The 17,161-nt window shown below is 39.9% G+C and carries 14 protein-coding genes; 9 read left to right on the top strand and 5 right to left on the bottom strand.

Translation table 11 applies throughout. The features are described from left to right. Positions 1-43: 43 nt before the first annotated feature. Complete coding sequence (locus tag WG905_RS07825) at positions 44-1,474, bottom strand: DUF4270 family protein (protein ID WP_339591159.1); 1,431 nt, start codon at positions 1,472-1,474, stop codon at positions 44-46. A gap of 22 nt (positions 1,475-1,496) precedes the next feature. Further along, positions 1,497-2,321: a glycogen/starch synthase gene (locus tag WG905_RS07820; RefSeq protein ID WP_339591158.1), complete on the bottom strand. Its 825-nt coding sequence runs from the start codon at positions 2,319-2,321 to the stop codon at positions 1,497-1,499. Between the two features lie 151 nt (positions 2,322-2,472). Between WG905_RS07820 and panC the strand changes: the two genes are divergently transcribed. The 3 genes from panC (at position 2,473) to WG905_RS07805 (ending at position 4,927) form a co-directional block, all read left to right on the top strand. After that, complete coding sequence (gene panC, locus WG905_RS07815) at positions 2,473-3,315, top strand: pantoate--beta-alanine ligase (RefSeq protein WP_339591157.1); 843 nt, start codon at positions 2,473-2,475, stop codon at positions 3,313-3,315. A 20-nt stretch (positions 3,316-3,335) separates the two neighbouring features. Continuing rightward, positions 3,336-3,686 carry an aspartate 1-decarboxylase gene (gene panD, locus WG905_RS07810; protein ID WP_339591156.1) on the top strand — a complete coding sequence of 117 codons (351 nt, stop codon included), beginning with the start codon at positions 3,336-3,338 and terminating at the stop codon, positions 3,684-3,686. Between the two features lie 101 nt (positions 3,687-3,787). Then, positions 3,788-4,927, top strand: a complete 1,140-nt coding sequence (locus tag WG905_RS07805; protein WP_339591155.1) for an acyl-CoA dehydrogenase — start codon at positions 3,788-3,790, stop codon at positions 4,925-4,927. Between the two features lie 65 nt (positions 4,928-4,992). Here the strand turns inward: WG905_RS07805 and WG905_RS07800 are convergent, their stop codons facing one another. Continuing rightward, positions 4,993-5,337: a phage holin family protein gene (locus WG905_RS07800; RefSeq protein ID WP_339591154.1), complete on the bottom strand. Its 345-nt coding sequence runs from the start codon at positions 5,335-5,337 to the stop codon at positions 4,993-4,995. Between the two features lie 18 nt (positions 5,338-5,355). Here WG905_RS07800 and WG905_RS07795 point away from each other — a divergent pair, with 18 nt between their 5' ends. The 6 genes from WG905_RS07795 (at position 5,356) to WG905_RS07770 (ending at position 12,905) form a co-directional block, all read left to right on the top strand. Beyond that, on the top strand, positions 5,356-5,760 hold the full coding sequence (locus WG905_RS07795) for a hypothetical protein (protein ID WP_339591153.1): 405 nt from the start codon (positions 5,356-5,358) through the stop codon (positions 5,758-5,760). A gap of 264 nt (positions 5,761-6,024) precedes the next feature. Continuing rightward, entirely contained in the window at positions 6,025-6,489 is a 465-nt protein-coding gene (gene rimP / locus WG905_RS07790; protein ID WP_339591152.1) for a ribosome assembly cofactor RimP, read from the top strand. Between the two features lie 2 nt (positions 6,490-6,491). Then, positions 6,492-7,727, top strand: a complete 1,236-nt coding sequence (gene nusA, locus WG905_RS07785) for a transcription termination factor NusA (RefSeq protein WP_339591151.1) — start codon at positions 6,492-6,494, stop codon at positions 7,725-7,727. 126 nt (positions 7,728-7,853) lie between these two features. Next, a complete protein-coding gene (infB, locus tag WG905_RS07780; protein ID WP_339591150.1) occupies positions 7,854-10,937 on the top strand; it encodes a translation initiation factor IF-2 in 3,084 nt (1,027 codons plus the stop codon). Between the two features lie 77 nt (positions 10,938-11,014). Continuing rightward, the gene (locus tag WG905_RS07775) at positions 11,015-11,782 is read left to right on the top strand and encodes a glycosyltransferase family 2 protein (RefSeq protein ID WP_339591149.1); all 768 of its coding nucleotides are present in this window, start codon (positions 11,015-11,017) and stop codon (positions 11,780-11,782) included. 7 nt (positions 11,783-11,789) lie between these two features. Further along, positions 11,790-12,905 carry a glycosyltransferase family 4 protein gene (locus tag WG905_RS07770; protein ID WP_339591148.1) on the top strand — a complete coding sequence of 372 codons (1,116 nt, stop codon included), beginning with the start codon at positions 11,790-11,792 and terminating at the stop codon, positions 12,903-12,905. Between the two features lie 41 nt (positions 12,906-12,946). On the opposite strand, the gene WG905_RS07765 is transcribed toward WG905_RS07770, so the two are convergent. Together WG905_RS07765 and WG905_RS07760 are read right to left on the bottom strand one after the other, a co-directional pair. Further along, positions 12,947-14,716, bottom strand: coding sequence for an LTA synthase family protein (locus tag WG905_RS07765; protein WP_339591147.1), 1,770 nt, complete (start codon positions 14,714-14,716; stop codon positions 12,947-12,949). Between the two features lie 193 nt (positions 14,717-14,909). Continuing rightward, positions 14,910-17,141, bottom strand: coding sequence for a glycosyltransferase (locus tag WG905_RS07760; protein ID WP_339591146.1), 2,232 nt, complete (start codon positions 17,139-17,141; stop codon positions 14,910-14,912). Positions 17,142-17,161: the final 20 nt, after the last annotated feature.

Below are 17,161 nucleotides of genomic sequence, written 5' to 3'. Positions count from 1 at the left end.
CGGATCGACAATCGATCCGGTTTTTTTTATGACTTGAATAACACTAGTTAATCTTCGTGTAGTAAATATTCAATCTCACTTTATGGTTGTTATTGATAAAAGAACCGATCACGGAACGGTCTGCGGTAGTTATAGGTGGATTAATACCATATTCAGCTATCAAAGGGGGAGCAGGTGCTAAATAAAGGCCATTCTCCACACTTTTACCATCAATCAAATCCTGGATTAAACCAGTAACGATAAAGGAATATTTCTTGGTTCCGATATTATATCCGGTTCCAAAATTACCTGTAAACCTATAGTCAGTAGAATTCTGATCGGGGATCAGGGCTCTTTTTCCAGCGATATCATATTGATATAAGGCTAACCGTTGTGCTGGATTAAATGGGGCAACATCATTACCCGCACTGATATCAACGACCAGTTCAGCTTTATTAATCACGATTTTTGCACCAAGGTTTTTAGTAAGTTCCTTCAAATGAGGAAAGCTCACTTTGTTTCTTAGTCCGGCTAATCCCTGTAAGTAAGTAACCTCATATTGTTTGCTGCTGACATCAGCAAGCTGCTCAGCCACCGGAGTGCCGGCATAATTGTGTTTAATGGTTGCAGCAACAGGATTAACGCTCTGAGAGATCGGAAAAGTAACCGCAAGGGTGTCAGTAGCGGTGGTTGTGGTTGCATTTTGTTTTTTGTAATAAATATCTAATCTGGCGCCTGCACTGGCAGCAAAGTTAAAGAACATGATACCACCGGTTCCATTTGAATTAGCCTTGTTCACGCTTACTTTTAACCCTTTAAAGGCGGAATTAAAAGTAGCGTTATTCAATAAAGCGGAAGCGCCTATATTCATGACATTGCTCGTTACAAAACTATTGTTCAGTTTGATCCTTAAAGAAGGCGGAACAACTTTCATTGTATCTGCTTTACCCGGAACAATTTCGGAAATCCTAACCGTTGTCTTCGGTTTAATTTTTCCGGTAAAGTTTCCCGCAATTACAGGTGCAGCCTCATATTCCTTGTTGCTTAAAAAGGAACCCTCAACAGAAAGGTCTTTAGTAAGCTGCTGCACATCAACACTATAAACTGAAGTAGTGGTGTCACCATAAAAATTAGCTTCATAAGGAAGTACCAGCACCGCAGAATCTATCGCGGCATTGTTTCCAAAACTATAGGCATTTGTTGGCAGGTTAACACTTAACGCTAAACCGGCCTCAGCTGTTCCAAACAAAGGATCTGTAAGGTAGCCAAATGGCACCCTTATAGGGTTTGGGTTGGCTTCACTGGTTATACCGAAATAAGTCCTGGTCACCTCATCGGCAACAGTTTTGGTGGTAACAGTCACCGTATCAACAAGTGCTCCCTGAATGGCATCATCCGGGGCTACGTCAAGGCCTATTGTATTGTTATCATTACAGGAGGCAAAAATAAAAAGACTTATTAACAGTGTCAATAAGTCTAGTTTTGTGAATTTCATATTCAAAGTAGTATACCGTTTATTATGCTAGTGAAATCATTTCTTCATTCGATATCTCTTCATATAAGTTATAGAAGTTGTCGAAATTTTCGGTTAAATTATAAGCTAAAGTTGGTTTATTAGAATCTTTAACAAATTTTAACACATTGTCATCAATAGCCTCGGTTGCATAAACAACGGCATCCGAATAAGAAACAGCGCCGATGTGCATGGTGTTTGCATCTGCATTTTCAAATACTTTCGTATCCTCAGCTGTCATGGCATTCATTATTGCTTTTTTATGGAAGTCAGCATTTAAAGTTTCAGTGAAGCAGTTCTCATAAATTGAATAAACCACTTTTGAATTTTTAAACGTAGGATCGTTTTTATACGATGTTTTTATGTAAGCAGGAACCAAAGCAGTCATCCACCCGTGACAATGCACGATGTCAGGTGCCCAGCCTAATTTTTTTACAGTTTCCAACGCACCTTTGCAGAAAAATATCATCCGCTCGTCGTTGTCAGCATAGAATTTGTTTTCTTTATCATGGAAAACATATTTACGTTGAAAATAATCCTCGTTGTCCAAAAAGTAAACCTGCATCCGCGCCGCGGGTATGGATGCCACCTTAATGATTAAAGGATTGTCGTTGTCATCAATGACAATGTTCATTCCTGATAAACGGATTACTTCATGTAATCTGTTCCGTCTTTCATTAATGTTACCAAACCTCGGCATCAGAATACGGATTTCAAATCCTTTTTCCTGCATTGCCTGCGGTAATTGGCGGGTAATTTCTGAAATTTTTGTGAGTTCGAGGAAAGGCGACATCTCGTGTGTAACAATCAGTAGCTTCGTTTTTGCCATCTCCATATTCGTGAATAATATTATGTTAAAGAAAAGATAATCAAGGGGCAAAGGTAATCAAAATAATAATATTTATCAAGTTCTTATCCAAGATGTTTTGTTAAGAATAGATAAATAACCAACTTTGGCGCTGAAAACTTTTATCTAAGGCTTGAAAATAATAAATACAATAGCGGCATTAAAAATGCGGTTGGCGCCCATCAAACAGGCTCATCAAAAAATTGCAATAGTACCCACCATGGGAGCCTTGCACAAAGGACACGTTTCGCTGATTACAGAAGCAAAACAACAGGCAGACCTCGTTGTTTGCAGTATTTTTGTAAACCCTACCCAATTTACTGACCCCAAAGACCTGGAGAAATACCCCCGGCCTTTAGCGCATGATATCAAAATGCTGGAAGAGGCAGGTTGTGATGTGGTTTTCATGCCCTCAGTTAAAGAAATGTACCCTGCACCTGAAAATTGGCATATAGATTTAGGGGAGGTTGAATTTTTACTGGAAGGAGAATTCAGAAAGGGGCATTACCAGGGAGTTACACAGATAGTTAAGAAACTGTTCGATGCTGTAAATCCTGATATCGCTTTTTTTGGCCAGAAAGATTTTCAGCAGGTACTGATGATCAGGTTAATGGTGGAGCATTTTAAAATGCCAGTCCAAATTGTAAGCTGTCCGATTATCCGCGAACCCGATGGCCTGGCCATGAGTTCGAGAAACATACATTTATCGCAACAGGACCGACAAAATGCATTGGTCATTAACCAGGCGCTTCAATACGTGAAAACACATTTTAAAGAAGAAAGCATCGAACAGCTGCTGGAAAAGGCGAAGTCAATGTTACAGGGAGTGCCCGGCGTGGAGCTTGATTATTTTACCATCGCTAACCGGGAGACACTTTTGCCGGTAGCTGATAAATCCTCCGATCACCTGGTTGCATTGGTGGCGGCAAAAGTTGGCCAAACCCGTTTAATTGACAATGTGCTCTTGCAGGAATAAAAATTAATTAACTTTGCAGAATGATCATCGAGATTTTAAAATCTAAAATACACCGTGTTAAAGTAACGCAGGCTGAATTGAACTATGTTGGCAGCATTACCATAGACGAAGATCTGATGGATGCTGCCCAGATTATTGCAAACGAAAAAGTACAGATTGTGAACAATAATAACGGTGAACGATTCGAGACTTATGTAATTAAAGGCGAGCGTGGAAGTGGCATGGTGTGTTTAAACGGGGCAACTGCCAGAAAAGTTCAGGTAGGCGACATCCTGATTATCATGTCTTACGGATCCCTCCCTATAGAAGAAGCAAAAAAATACCATCCCATACTTGTTTTCCCGGATGACAATAACCACCTGCTTAAATAGTTTTTTGCAGAAATAGCTTTTAGAGAAATTATTATGCAACCATAGTATTCTGGTTTGGAATAACTAAATTTGGCATATTGGGTTCTATTAAAAATAATGATATGCTATTTCAACTAAGTGAAGAACAATTAATGATACAACAGGCTGCAAAGGATTTTGCACAAAATGAATTAAAGCCTGGTGTTATTGAAAGGGATGAGCATCAAAAATTTCCATCAGAACAAGTAAAGAAGCTTGGGGAACTTGGTTTTTTAGGCATGATGGTCGCTGAAAAATATAATGGAAGTGGCTTAGATGCCCTGTCTTATGTTCTGGTGATGGAAGAGCTGTCAAAAATTGATGCATCCGCTTCTGTGGTTGTTTCTGTAAACAACTCCCTTGTCTGTTACGGATTGGAAGCTTTCGGAACAGAAGCCCAAAAAGAAAAATACCTGAAACCCCTGGCTGGCGGACAACAAATCGGTGCATTTTGCCTGTCGGAGCCCGAAGCAGGTTCTGACGCCACCTCACAGCAAACTACCGCTATTGACATGGGCGATTACTATTTGCTGAACGGCACCAAAAACTGGATCACAAACGGGGGCACAGCCTCTACCTACCTGGTGATTGCCCAAACACACAGAGAATTAAAACATAAAGGAATTAATGCTTTCATCCTGGAAAAAGGTATGGAAGGCTTTACTGTTGGGCCCAAAGAGAATAAATTAGGTATCCGTGGTTCAGACACCCATTCCCTGATGTTTAATGATGTAAAAGTCCCTAAAGAAAACAGAATTGGTGAAGATGGCTTTGGTTTTAAATTTGCCATGAAAACCCTGGAAGGCGGGCGTATAGGTATTGCTGCCCAGGCATTAGGTATTGCAGCAGGGGCCTATGAATTGGCACTGGCCTATTCAAAAGAGCGAAAAACTTTCGGTAAACCTATTCATGAGCACCAGTCTATAGCCTTTAAGCTTGCAGACATGGCCACGCAAATTGAAGCAGCAAGACTTTTAGTCTATAAAGCGGCCTGGTTAAAAGACCAGGGTCAATCTTATACTTTAGCCGGGTCTATGGCAAAGTTATACGCCTCCAAAGTTGCCATGGATGTTACGATAGAAGCGGTACAGATTCATGGTGGTTATGGTTTTGTAAAAGAGTACCATGTAGAAAGGTTAATGCGTGATGCGAAAATTACCCAAATCTATGAAGGTACCTCTGAAATCCAGAAAATGGTTATCTCAAGAGATATTTTAAAATAGAGGTTGTATCATAAAATGATACAACCTGGTATTAATTATTTGATTAATTTCGGGCCTCTTTTCGCTTAATCCCTGGAACTGGCAATGCCGCCAAAAATCATTTGAATGATAGCCACTACAATGGCAAGAAGTGCTGCTGAAAAGAATCCGGTGGTATTAAAACCGCTCATAAAGTGGTCTACCAGCAAGATCATTAACACGGTAATGATGAAGGAAACTAATCCAAGGGTTAGAAAATTAAGCGGTAAGGTTAAAATCCTTAGTATAAAACCTATGGTTGCATTCGCTAGGGCGATGAGCACAGCCGCAATTAATGCGCTTCCAAAGCCATCCAGATGTACCCCGGGTAAAAGGTAGGCCCCGATCAACATCGCCACCCCCATCAATAAAATTTCCAAAATAAATGCCATAATGCGTAATTTAGTTAGATGAATAAATTTTTGTCTAAAGTAGGCGTTATTTTCTTTTTTTGTTCCTGCCTGGGCTGTTCTTCTTCAAAGAATAAACCAGTTCATATCGAATTCTCTGCTGATAGCAATGCTATCGTCCTGTCGGACATCAACCCTGTTGGTTTGTTACAGCTAACAAATAATGATTTTAGTGATTCAACAAAGATGAACTGGGTGAGTGTAAGCATGGAGGGGAAGGAGGTGCCCGGTAAGGTCAATATTCAGGAAGACAAAATCTTGTTTGTGCCTGAAAAGCCCTTTCAAAGGGGTAAATCTTACCTTGTGAGCACGCCGCTCAATGTAACTTTCGGAGGAGCAAAAGAAATTCTTAAAGGCAAGGTGAGCTACCAATTAAAGCCACAGCAAAAAACACTGCAGCGTTAAAGTGAAGTAGGTGACGGCTGATGATGTGAGCGCACTGGATGCACAGTGCCACCACGGTCAGTCCACGTTTTGTTCGGTAATACGTGGACTGACCGTGGACTCACTGTGGACTCATGGTGGACTCACTATAGGGCAGCGCTAGTTGCAACATATTCAGGCAATAAGGTTTCAATTTTTATTTTTAATAAATATTCTTATATTTGCACTGATATAGAGAATTGGAGGGGACAGGTGTCCCCTCTTTTCTGTTTTAGCAAATTAGTTATGCAGGTAGAAAACAGGGTAAGAGAACTCGTTGAAGAAAAGATTTCGGACAGGCCGGAATTGTTTTTAGTGGAGGTAAGGATGCTTCCGAACAATAAGCTTATTATTCATGTGGATGGCGATGAAGGCATTAGCATACAAGACTGTGCAGCGATCAGCAGGCATGTGGGTTTTCATCTTGAAGAAGAAAACACCATTGCGCAGGCCTATAATTTAGAGGTTTCCTCGCCCGGCGTAGGTGAGGCCCTGAAGCTGAAAAGGCAATATGTTAAAAACATTGGCAGAGAGATAAGCGTTAAGCTTTCGGGAGGCGATAAAAAAGAGGGCAAGCTGCTCGCCGTAACAGATACGGGCCTCACGATTGAAGAAAGTGTCAAAGAAAAAGGTAAGAAGGCCTATATGGTAGAAACCCATATAGCGTTTGAGAATATAACAGAAGTAAAGGTTTTAATTTCATTTAAATAAAAATGAGCAATATTAATTTAATCGATTCGTTTCAGGAATTCAAAGAATTCAAGAACATCGACCGCCCGACAGTGATTAGTGTGCTGGAAGAGGTGTTTCGTAGCATGTTGCGAAAAAAATACGGAACGGATGAGAATTGCGACGTGATTGTTAACCCCGACAACGGAGATTTAGAGATCTGGAGAACGAGGAAGGTGATGGAAGACGGCTTTTCGGAAGACGATGAACTGGAAATTGAAATTTCGGAGGTTAAACAGCTTGATCCTGATATGGAAGTTGGTGACGACTACATTGAACAGATCACTTTAGAGAGTTTTGGCCGCAGGGCTATTCTAGCGGCTCGTCAAACTTTGGTTTCCAAGGTGCTTGAGCTTGAAAAAGACGAAATATTTAAAAAATATAAAGACAGGGTTGGTGAAATTGTTACAGGTGAGGTTTACCAGGTATGGAAAAAAGAAACCCTTGTGCTGGATGATGAAGGCAATGAACTGATCATGCCGAAAACGGAACAGATCCCTGCAGATTATTTCAAAAAAGGAGATACCGTTCGTGCGGTAATTTCTAAGGTTGATATGATGAACAGTTCACCTAAGATTATTATTTCCAGAATTGCCCCTGAGTTTTTGCAACGTTTATTCGAAATCGAAGTTCCCGAGATTTTTGATGGTTTAATTACCATTAAGAAAATTGTTCGTGAACCAGGTGAGCGTGCTAAAGTGGCAGTCGAGTCATATGATGACAGAATCGATCCTGTTGGTGCATGTGTGGGAATGAAAGGTTCACGTATCCACGGAATTGTAAGAGAATTAAAAAATGAGAACATTGATGTAATCAACTTTACAAACAATGTATCCTTATATATCACCAGGGCTTTAAGTCCGGCCAAGATCAGTTCTATTAAACTGGATGATGTTACTAAACATGCATCGGTTTACCTGAAGCCAGATCAGGTGTCACTGGCTATTGGCCGTGGTGGTCATAACATAAAATTGGCAGGTAAATTGACCGGCTATGAAATAGACGTGTACCGTGAAGCAGGTGAAGAAGATGAAGATGTAGATATCGAAGAATTCTCAGATGAAATCGATAGCTGGATTATCGATGAACTGAAAGCCATCGGATGCGACACTGCAAAAAGTGTATTGTCACTTTCTGTAGATGAATTAGTAAAACGTACTGACTTAGAAGAAGAAACGATCAAAGAAGTTGTTAATATTTTAAAGTCAGAATTTGAATAACTTAGCATAAATAGTGAGAACTAAGTGTAAACCATGTGAGAAAATTTAAACAAATTCCATACACATGAAATAAAACAAGAATAAACATTACTTTTGTACAAGAATTAAGAAAAAAGAGGAATATCAATGTCAGACGACAAACCAATAATTTTATTTAAGGCAGTTAAGGAACTTAACGTAGGAATAGCTACGGCCGTTGAGTTCCTGGAAAAGAAAGGCTTTTCTGTCGAAAATAAACCCACCACCAAGCTTTCAAAAGATATGTACGATGCATTATTGAAAGAATTTCAGGGAGATAAAATCGTAAAAGAAGAGGCTAATCAAATTGTCATTGGTAAAATACGTCGTGATGAGCCTGATGTAATAGAGAAAGCTGCAGAAGCTCCTAAGAAAAATGTAGAATTTGAGAATGAGGGCGTTTTAATAAAAAACCTTCAATCACATACACCTCCTGTTGATAAACCGAAGGAAGAGCTTGTTGTTGCAAAAGAACAGCCTCCAGTACAAGCGGAGAAACCGGTAGAAAAAGCGCCAGAAAAGGCAGAAGAAAGCTCACTTCCAGGTGTTAAAGTTATTGGGAAAATTGATCTCGATAATTTGAACAGTAAAACGCGTCCGGTTAAAAAGGAGGAAACTCCTGCAGCACCAGCGCCGGCAGCTGAAGTTAAAGCGGAAACTCCTGCGCCAACTCCTGCTCCTGCTCCTGAGGTAGTGAAAGAAATACCAAAAGAACCAGTGAAAGAAGAAAAGCCTGTAGTCGCAGAACCAGAAGCGAAACCTGAAGTGGCAGCACCTGCACCGATTGTAAAAGCTCCAGAAAAACCTGTAGAGAAACCTGCAGTGGAAAAACCTGTTGCCAAGGCAGCGCCGGTTGTTAAACCTGAGCCGCCTAAAGAAACGCCGCAACCTAAGGTTACCAAACCTGATGAAGTGGAAGTGATCAAAGCGAGATCAGTCAAATTGACAGGACCGAATATTATCGGTAAAATCATATTGCCTACAACGCCTGACCGCAAATCGTCACCGGTAGCTTCGTCTAACGACAGCGAAAGTGCGAAACGTAAACGTAAGCGTAAAAAAACGCCAGGTCATCATCCAGGTCAGGGTCATACACCGGGTACAGCTGCACCTGCTGCAGGACAAAGCACAACACCTGCTGGTCAGCATCCGCCAAAACCGGCTGCGCCAACATTTACCAACAGACCGGATTTTAGAAATAACACTAATAATACTGCCAACAGGCCTAACTTTAGAAACAGCAAACCAGGGGCACCTGGAGGCTCTAAAGAGGAACCTACGGAAAAAGAAATACAAGATCAGATCAAAGCGACACTTGCACGTTTAAGTGGTGCTGGTAAATCTGGTAAATTTGCACAAAGAGCAAAACTTCGTCGCCAAAAGCGTGATGATGTTGCCTTAACTGCAGATGAATTAGCGATGGAGCAGGAAGCACAATCTAAAGTGCTAAGGGTTACAGAGTTTGTTACAGCAAATGAGCTGGCTACCATGATGGATGTACCTGTTACAAAAATTATTGGTACCTGTATGAGTTTAGGTATGTTCGTATCCATCAACCAACGTTTGGATGCGGAAACCCTGACTATTGTTGCGGATGAGTTCGGTTACGAAATTCAATTCGTTAAACCTGATGATGAAAGCGTCATCTTAATTGAAGAAGTTGATTCACCAGAGAATTTACTACCTAGAGCGCCTGTAGTGACCATTATGGGTCACGTGGATCACGGTAAGACTTCATTGCTGGATTATATCCGTAAAGCAAACGTAGTTGCCGGTGAAGCTGGTGGTATTACACAGCACATTGGTGCTTACATGGTAACTACCCCGACAGGCAAAAAAGTTACATTCCTGGATACACCAGGTCACGAGGCCTTTACGGCCATGCGTGCACGTGGTGCTAAGGTAGCAGATATTGCCATTATTGTAATTGCTTCTGATGATGCGGTGATGCCTCAAACAAAAGAGGCAATCAACCATGCGCAGGCTGCTGGTGTTCCTTTAGTATTTGCATTTACCAAAATTGATAAACCGGGAGCGAATTCTGAAAAGATCCGTGAACAGTTATCTGCAATGAATATCCTGGTTGAAGATTGGGGTGGTAAATTCCAGTCGCAGGAAATATCAGGGAAGAGCGGTTTAAATGTTGACTTACTCTTAGAGAAAGTTTTACTGGAAGCTGAATTCTTAGACCTTACGGCTAACCCTAACAAACGCGCTACTGGTAGTGTGATTGAGGCAACCTTAGACAAAGGACGTGGTATTGTTACTACTGTTTTAGTTCAGGCTGGTACTTTGAAGATCGGTGATCCGATTCTTGCAGGTAGTTTCAGCGGACGTGTGAAGGCCTTGTTTAACGAACGTGGGCAAAAAGTTACGGAGGCTGGTCCTTCTGTACCGGTTCAGGTATTGGGTATGCAGGGTGCACCTACGGCGGGCGACAGGTTCAATGCATTAGAAAGTGAATCTGAGGCTAGAGATATTGCTAATAAACGTCTGCAACTGATGCGTGAGCAAGGTTTGCGTACACAAAAACATATTACTTTAGATGAGATCGGTCGTCGTTTGGCTATCGGTAACTTTAAAGAGCTTAACCTGATCATCAAAGGTGATGTGGATGGATCTATCGAGGCACTATCTGACTCGTTATTGAAACTTTCAACGGAAGAGATCCAGATTAATATCATTGCCAAGGCTGTTGGCCAGATCTCTGAGTCTGATGTCTTGTTAGCTACGGCATCTGATGCGATTATCATTGGTTTCCAGGTTCGTCCTTCAATTGGAGCACGTAAACTTGCGGAAGCGGAACAAATCGATATCCGCCTTTATTCTATCATCTATGACGCGATCAATGAGATCAAGGCTGCGATGGAAGGTATGTTGGCGCCTGAGTTCCAGGAGAAAATTACTGCGAACGTTGAAATCAGGGATGTCTTTAAAATCACTAAAGTGGGTACCATTGCAGGATGTATGGTATTGGATGGTAAAATCACCCGTAACAGCAAGATCCGTATCGTTAGAGATGGTGTAGTTGTTTACACCGGTGAACTGGCTTCATTGAAACGTTATAAAGATGATGTGAAAGAAGTGAGCTCCGGTTATGAGTGTGGTTTAAATATCCAGAACTTTAATAACATTGAGGTTGGTGATATCGTAGAAGCTTACGAACAAGTAGAAGTGAAAAGGAAGTTGTAAACCAACTTACACCATATAGATAAGGCCTTAATTTTTATTAAGGCCTTTTTTTATGGATATTAGCTACCCTAAATCATATGGAATTGAAAATATCCATCATTACCATTAACTATAATAATGCCGATGGCCTGCACCAAACCATAAAATCGGTACTTAAGCAAACCTATACGGATATACAATATCTTGTCATTGATGGTGATTCAACAGATGACAGTAAATCTATTTTAGCGCAATATCAGCGAGAAATAAGTTTTTCGGTGTCTGAACGTGACAAAGGAATTTATGAGGCCATGAATAAAGGGATAAGGGCTGCAGTGGGTGATTATCTGTTATTCTTAAATAGTGGTGATGTGCTGGTCACCAAATCGGTAATTTCGGAAAGTGTTGCTGCCGGGTTAAATGCAGACCTTGTTTCTGCCAACATGCACTTTGCAGACGGGGATCGTAGTTACATTTGGACACCCCCTGAATCTATTTCTTTTGGTTTATTTTACCACTCCAGCTTACCACATCCCAGCACTTTCATCAAAAGAACATTGTTCAACACCGTAGGGTATTATGATGAACGATTGCGTATAGTTTCAGATTGGAAGTTTACCTTTCTGGCCGCTTATAAATACAATTGCAGTTACAACCATATTGACGTATTATTAGCTGAATACAAGGCAGATGGGATAAGTTCTGATCCGAAAAACTTGCCTGCAATTATGGTGGAGCGGAATCTGGTGTTGACAACGTATTTCAGTAATTTTTTAATGGAGTATCAGGAATTGGAAGCTGCCCGCAAGCAACTAAGTGCCTTCAGTAAGATCCTGAAAATTAAAAAATTCTTCAGGTTAAGTTAACAAGCGAATGAAACGAATCTTATTTATTACACAAAATCTTAATCGTACGGGATCTGAAATGGTTTTATGGTATCTGCTTAATAACTTAGATCCAGAACAATATGCCATTTATGTATTTTGTATTAAAAAGGGCGATTTATACGATCAGCTACCGGAACATGTACAAAAAAGTCTGCCCTATAAAGTAAGTGGAAAGTTGGGTAAAAAGATCGGCAGGGCCTTATTAAAGTTGGTGAAGGCGAATCCATTAACCCACCAGTTAAAGCATATCAATGAAAGCTTTAAACCTGAATTTTGGTTTGTAAATACACTGGTCATACCCGAAGCTCATCGTATTGCTGCTTTATTAAACGTAAAAGTGGTGACCTATTTCCATGAATCATTAAACGCTTTTTCTTTGATCAAATCAGCAGAAATGGATACCATTATCAACTATTCCTCGGTGTGCATAGGTTGTTCTGAGGAAGTTTGTCGCCATCTTACGCATATGGGACATCCAAATGTTCAACTGCAACCCAGCTTCATTGATTATGCAACTATAAATGTTGATAAAGACCGTATCAATGCATTAAAGCAACAACTTGGGATTACTGCATCAGATTTTGTGTGGGTGATTTCTGGTGGTGCTACCTATATGAAAGGGCTAGATTATATATTGCCTATTCTTGAAGGTTTCAAGGATGAGCAGGTGAAGATTTTGTGGTTGGGTTATGTTCCGGATGATGGTTTGCTATATTATGTTAAGGAGGTTGTGGAGCGGAAATACAAGGGTAAGTTATTCTTTTTGGGCCCCCAGGCAGCTGATTATTATAATTATATGGCTATTGGTAATGGTTTTCTGTTGCTTTCAAGGGAGGAGTCTTTTTCTTTGGTCATGCTTGAAGCGGCTTATCTGGGTATACCAATCGTTGCTTTTAACACGGGTATAGCCTCAACTTTTGTCAAGAAAGGGATGGGACGGGTCATTTATAGCCGGAATATAGAAGATCTCATTCTCGAAATGAAATGGCTACATGACCATCCCGGACAAGACCTTCAGGAATTGAAAAATGCGGCATTGGCATTCTCTTTACCAAAACAAGTAGTTAATTTTGAAAAATTAATTGGTAATTTATTTCCTTAAGCACGGCAGTTCATTCTCCTGTCTTCTTTGAATTATATTCATTAAGGATTTAATTTTCTATGAATGATACGGAACATATAGTCCTGTATATAGGCTTTGCAATCTGCCATTCCTTTCGGTATCTCCGGATCATTTCTGCTGATCAGGTTTTTCTCAAGGCCCTTGTCTGCAATATCGAAAACCCCCGTAAATTTTTCTCCATCAAAAATATAGGTGTAATTGCCCTGCATCAGCTGGTAGATGTTACCCGGTGAATTGATGACCCTGGGCGTTTCAGTGGGGTCATTGGTAATTAAGCTCCTGCCCCATGACCTGAAGGGCTTGTTATATCCTATAAGATCTACAATGGATGGATAAATATCTGTTTGCGAAGCTAAATCGGTTCGTACGCCTTGTAGGTTATAGGCCTTATTAGGGCTGTAAAATAAAATGGGTACTGCAAAACGGTTAATTGGTTTGCTGTATTCTTCGTAGTTACTCTGGTTGGTATGATCTGCTGTAATTACAAAAATGGTGTTTTTATACCATTCCTCTTGCTTAGCTTGTTCAAAAAACTTCTTCAGCGCATAGTCGGTATATTCTACACATTTATCTATAGGTACTGGCCCTCCTTTAAACTGTTGCTGGTACTTTTCAGGAATTTTAAAGGGGTCATGCGAAGAAATCGATAATAGAGAAGCCAAAAAGGGTTTTCGTTGCTTCACCAGGGTTTTATTCATAAATTGAAAAAAGGGTTCATCCCATATTCCCCATATCCCGTCATAATCATCATCATTGTTATATTCTGTTCTTCCATAATAATTCTCCACACCTAAGATATTGGTGAAGCCTAAAAATCCCATGGAACCATTTGCTGCACCATGGAAAAAGGAGGTCTGGTAGCCTAAGCTGTCGGATATGGATACCAGAGATTGTATCTTTTGTTTGGCATAGGGTGAGGAAGTGAAGGCTGTTTGAAAGGACGGAATACCGGCTAATATAGACGACAGGGCATGGATTGATTGTCTGCCATTAGCATAAGCATTGGTGAAAATAAGGCTGTTTTCAGAGAGCGAATCCAGAAAGGGGGTGTAAGATTTAAAGTCTGGAATGGAAGTGCCCTTGTTCATACTCCCCCAATATTCTCTTGCAACACTTTCTAAAATGATGATGACCACATTTGGCTGTTGATCAACTGTACGGTTATATTGTTTGATCGGCTTGATATGTTGGTTGATGTAAGCTTCGGTACTCCAGTTTGGTACTTTGAACGTAGCCGCTTTTAATGTTCTGAAAATGGAAAAAGGAGTGTTTAAAACCACATCTCCCTGGTTGGGAACACTTACATGCCTGTAGGCATCAACAAGGTTAATTGGCCTTGTACTGTGGCTGTAACCGCCCCTCACACCGCCAACGATTAAGATGCTGATCACTAAAATCCCTACAATTGAAAAAGGGAAATAGGACAGCAGGTTTTTTGTCGGGTTAGCGGGTTTGACTTCGACTTTTTTATAAAGCCAGACCCAAAGCAGGCAACAACTAACGAATAAGAGGGTAATATACCAGTAAGTGCCAATGAAATGGGTAAACAAAGAAGATTTGTTGTCTTCGTTTACCAAAACATCTAATGTAGCCCGTGTGGATCTGGTCTGGCTAAAACGATAATAAATGATATCGATGAAATTAGTGGAATAGGCTATGAAATTCGAAATGAAGTAAACCCACATTAAGAACTTTTGATACTTAAAGTGGGTATTGATGGTCAAAGGAAGGATACTGCATAAGATGAACAGCCCATTGATATATAACAATGCTGTAGTGTCAAATGCCAATCCATGGTAACATAATTTTAACAGTTCATAGGCGCTATCTATTTCAAAAAGAGGTTTATTGAATAGATAAAACAAAACTCTACTGATAAAATAAAATAAGTACCCTAATAATACTCTATAGAAAAGAACTAAATATTCATTTAAACGGTGTGCTTTGATCATAATGGAAAGAACGAGTCTGCTTCTAAAATTTTTATATGGATACGTTATTCAGCTTAAATATATCCTTTATTTTGTTCTGTATATATGCGGGTGAATATTTTTCAATAGTTTGGAATGAATTAGAGGATATTAAATTCCAAAGGCTTTCATTTTGATAAAGATTCAAAATATCATTTGCGAAATCTTCAGTTGTATTGGCTATAAGTGCATTATAACCATTAACCAGATCCATACCTTCGGCTCCAACAGCTGTTGTAATTACTGGTAAGGAAAATTCTAAGCTCTGACCAATTTTACCTTTCATGCCTGCGCCATATCTCAATGGTGCAACACAGATGCGTGATGATATAAAGTGCTCAGAAACATCTTCCAGGTAACCGGTTACTATTACATTGGGCGACTGAAGGTCCCATACGGCTTTGGTAGGATCACTGCCCAATAAAGTTAATTTAATGCCAGGGTCTTTTTTCCAAACAAGTGGCATTATTTCGTTTGCAAGCCATAATACGGCATCAACATTTGGGGCATGACCATATCCGCCAATGAAGCATATACCTGTTTTTTCCTTAAAGGTTTTGTTACTGCCGGTATAAGGCACATGTACATTTGTGATCACTTCGATTTTTTTAGCCCCCTCCTGTTTTAATATTTCACGCTCTGTCTCAGTGATAGAGATAGTTAGGTCGGCCTCTCTTGCAAAGTAAATTTCCTCTTTTTTGATTTTTTCAATTTCTTTAAGGGCATCTGCCGTTGCTGAATTGTTGATTTTAAGTCCTCTTTCCATGCGCACAAAATGAAGATCAACGGTGTCATAGATCCAGGTGATACCTGGATTGTTTCTTATATAAGGTGCATAGATCCTATTGTGCTCAGGCCTTGATATCCACGCAATTTTAATTTTACCTAATAATTCCTGGAGTTCTTCAAAGGGCTGTAAATGATCATATATAGTGTATATGATACGAATACCCATGTTGCTGAGTTCTGTATAATAGGGTTCCCTGCGCTCACCATCAACAGGAAGAAACATAATATTAAAGTTCAGGTTCCTGTATATTTTAATGAGTTCAAATATGCGCCTCGATCCTGAAGTCTTATCATATTCAGGCAAGTAAGAATCAATGAAGAGTATGGTGTCTTTTTGATTAAATTTATCAGCAAGTGAAGCTTTTTCTTCGCCAGAAGGAAATGAGGCAAATACAGAAGACCATTTGTTTTTAAATTTATCTGCATTAAAAAGCTGGTATTCCTTTACGCTGCCTTTTTTGATAACTTTACCAGAACTTATACCTTCAAAATGTACAACTTGGGAAAGTGGCTGGTAATAAACTTTTTTCTGCAACTGATAGCGAATGGTAAAGCATAGATCTGTGTCTTCATAATAGGCAGGTGCAAACTGCTCATCAAAGCCATTTAAAATTTCGAAATCCTCCTTTAGTAAGGTAATACATGCACCTGAGCAGTAATCTGTCTCCCTCAAATAATTGAATTTACAGATTTCAGGATCTTCAAATCTGCCATAATTAGAAGGTATTCCGTTGGAATCAACAAGTCCCCCTGCTTCTTGTAAAAGCCCATAAGGATACACTAATTTGCTGCCCACCAAACCTGTATCGGGATCATGATGAAAGACAGCAATCATGTTAGTCAGCCAAAATGGCCTAACCTGGGTGTCATTATTCAAAAAACAAATATATTTTCCTCTCGCGGTCTTTGCAGCCTTGTTACAAGACTTCAAGAAGCCAAGATTCTGACTGTTTTGCAGGTAAGTAATGTTACTTATATTTTTAATGTTCGCTGCGGTCTGATCTGTTGAGCCGTCGTTAATTAAGATGATTTCATAGTCAGTTTGCGCCGTATTTTTCAGGATGGATTGTAAGCAGTTATAAGTGTAAGCCCAGTTGTTATGTACAGCTATGATGATGCTCACCAAAGGGGCTGTCTGGGGTTTAAAGCTTAAAGGGGGAAACGCTGACTGCAATGGCAATAGATTTTCTATTTCTAGTTTGTAAAAACCGAGGATCCTTTTAACAAACGCTTTCAGGTTCTTAGACTTCCAGTATTTTGGATAAGGGTTTTTGTTGAAACGGAAAAGGCTGACGAACACAAAAAATAGTCTCTTGAGAAAAAGTACTATAAAAGAACCCTTGAGTAGGTTTACAGATGCTCCTGCTTCTTTTCGAATATGATATTTCTGGGTTATTTTTAAGCAAGTTTCATGGCTGTTAATGTCAATCCATCTTGTGAATTTCTTAGTGCTCATTCTTAAATAATTAAAACTAC

This window comes from Pedobacter immunditicola, from assembly GCF_037482985.1.
In the GTDB taxonomy this organism is placed as follows: Bacteria; Bacteroidota; Bacteroidia; order Sphingobacteriales; family Sphingobacteriaceae; genus Pedobacter; species Pedobacter immunditicola.
This window is presented reverse-complemented; position numbering and strand designations above follow the sequence as displayed.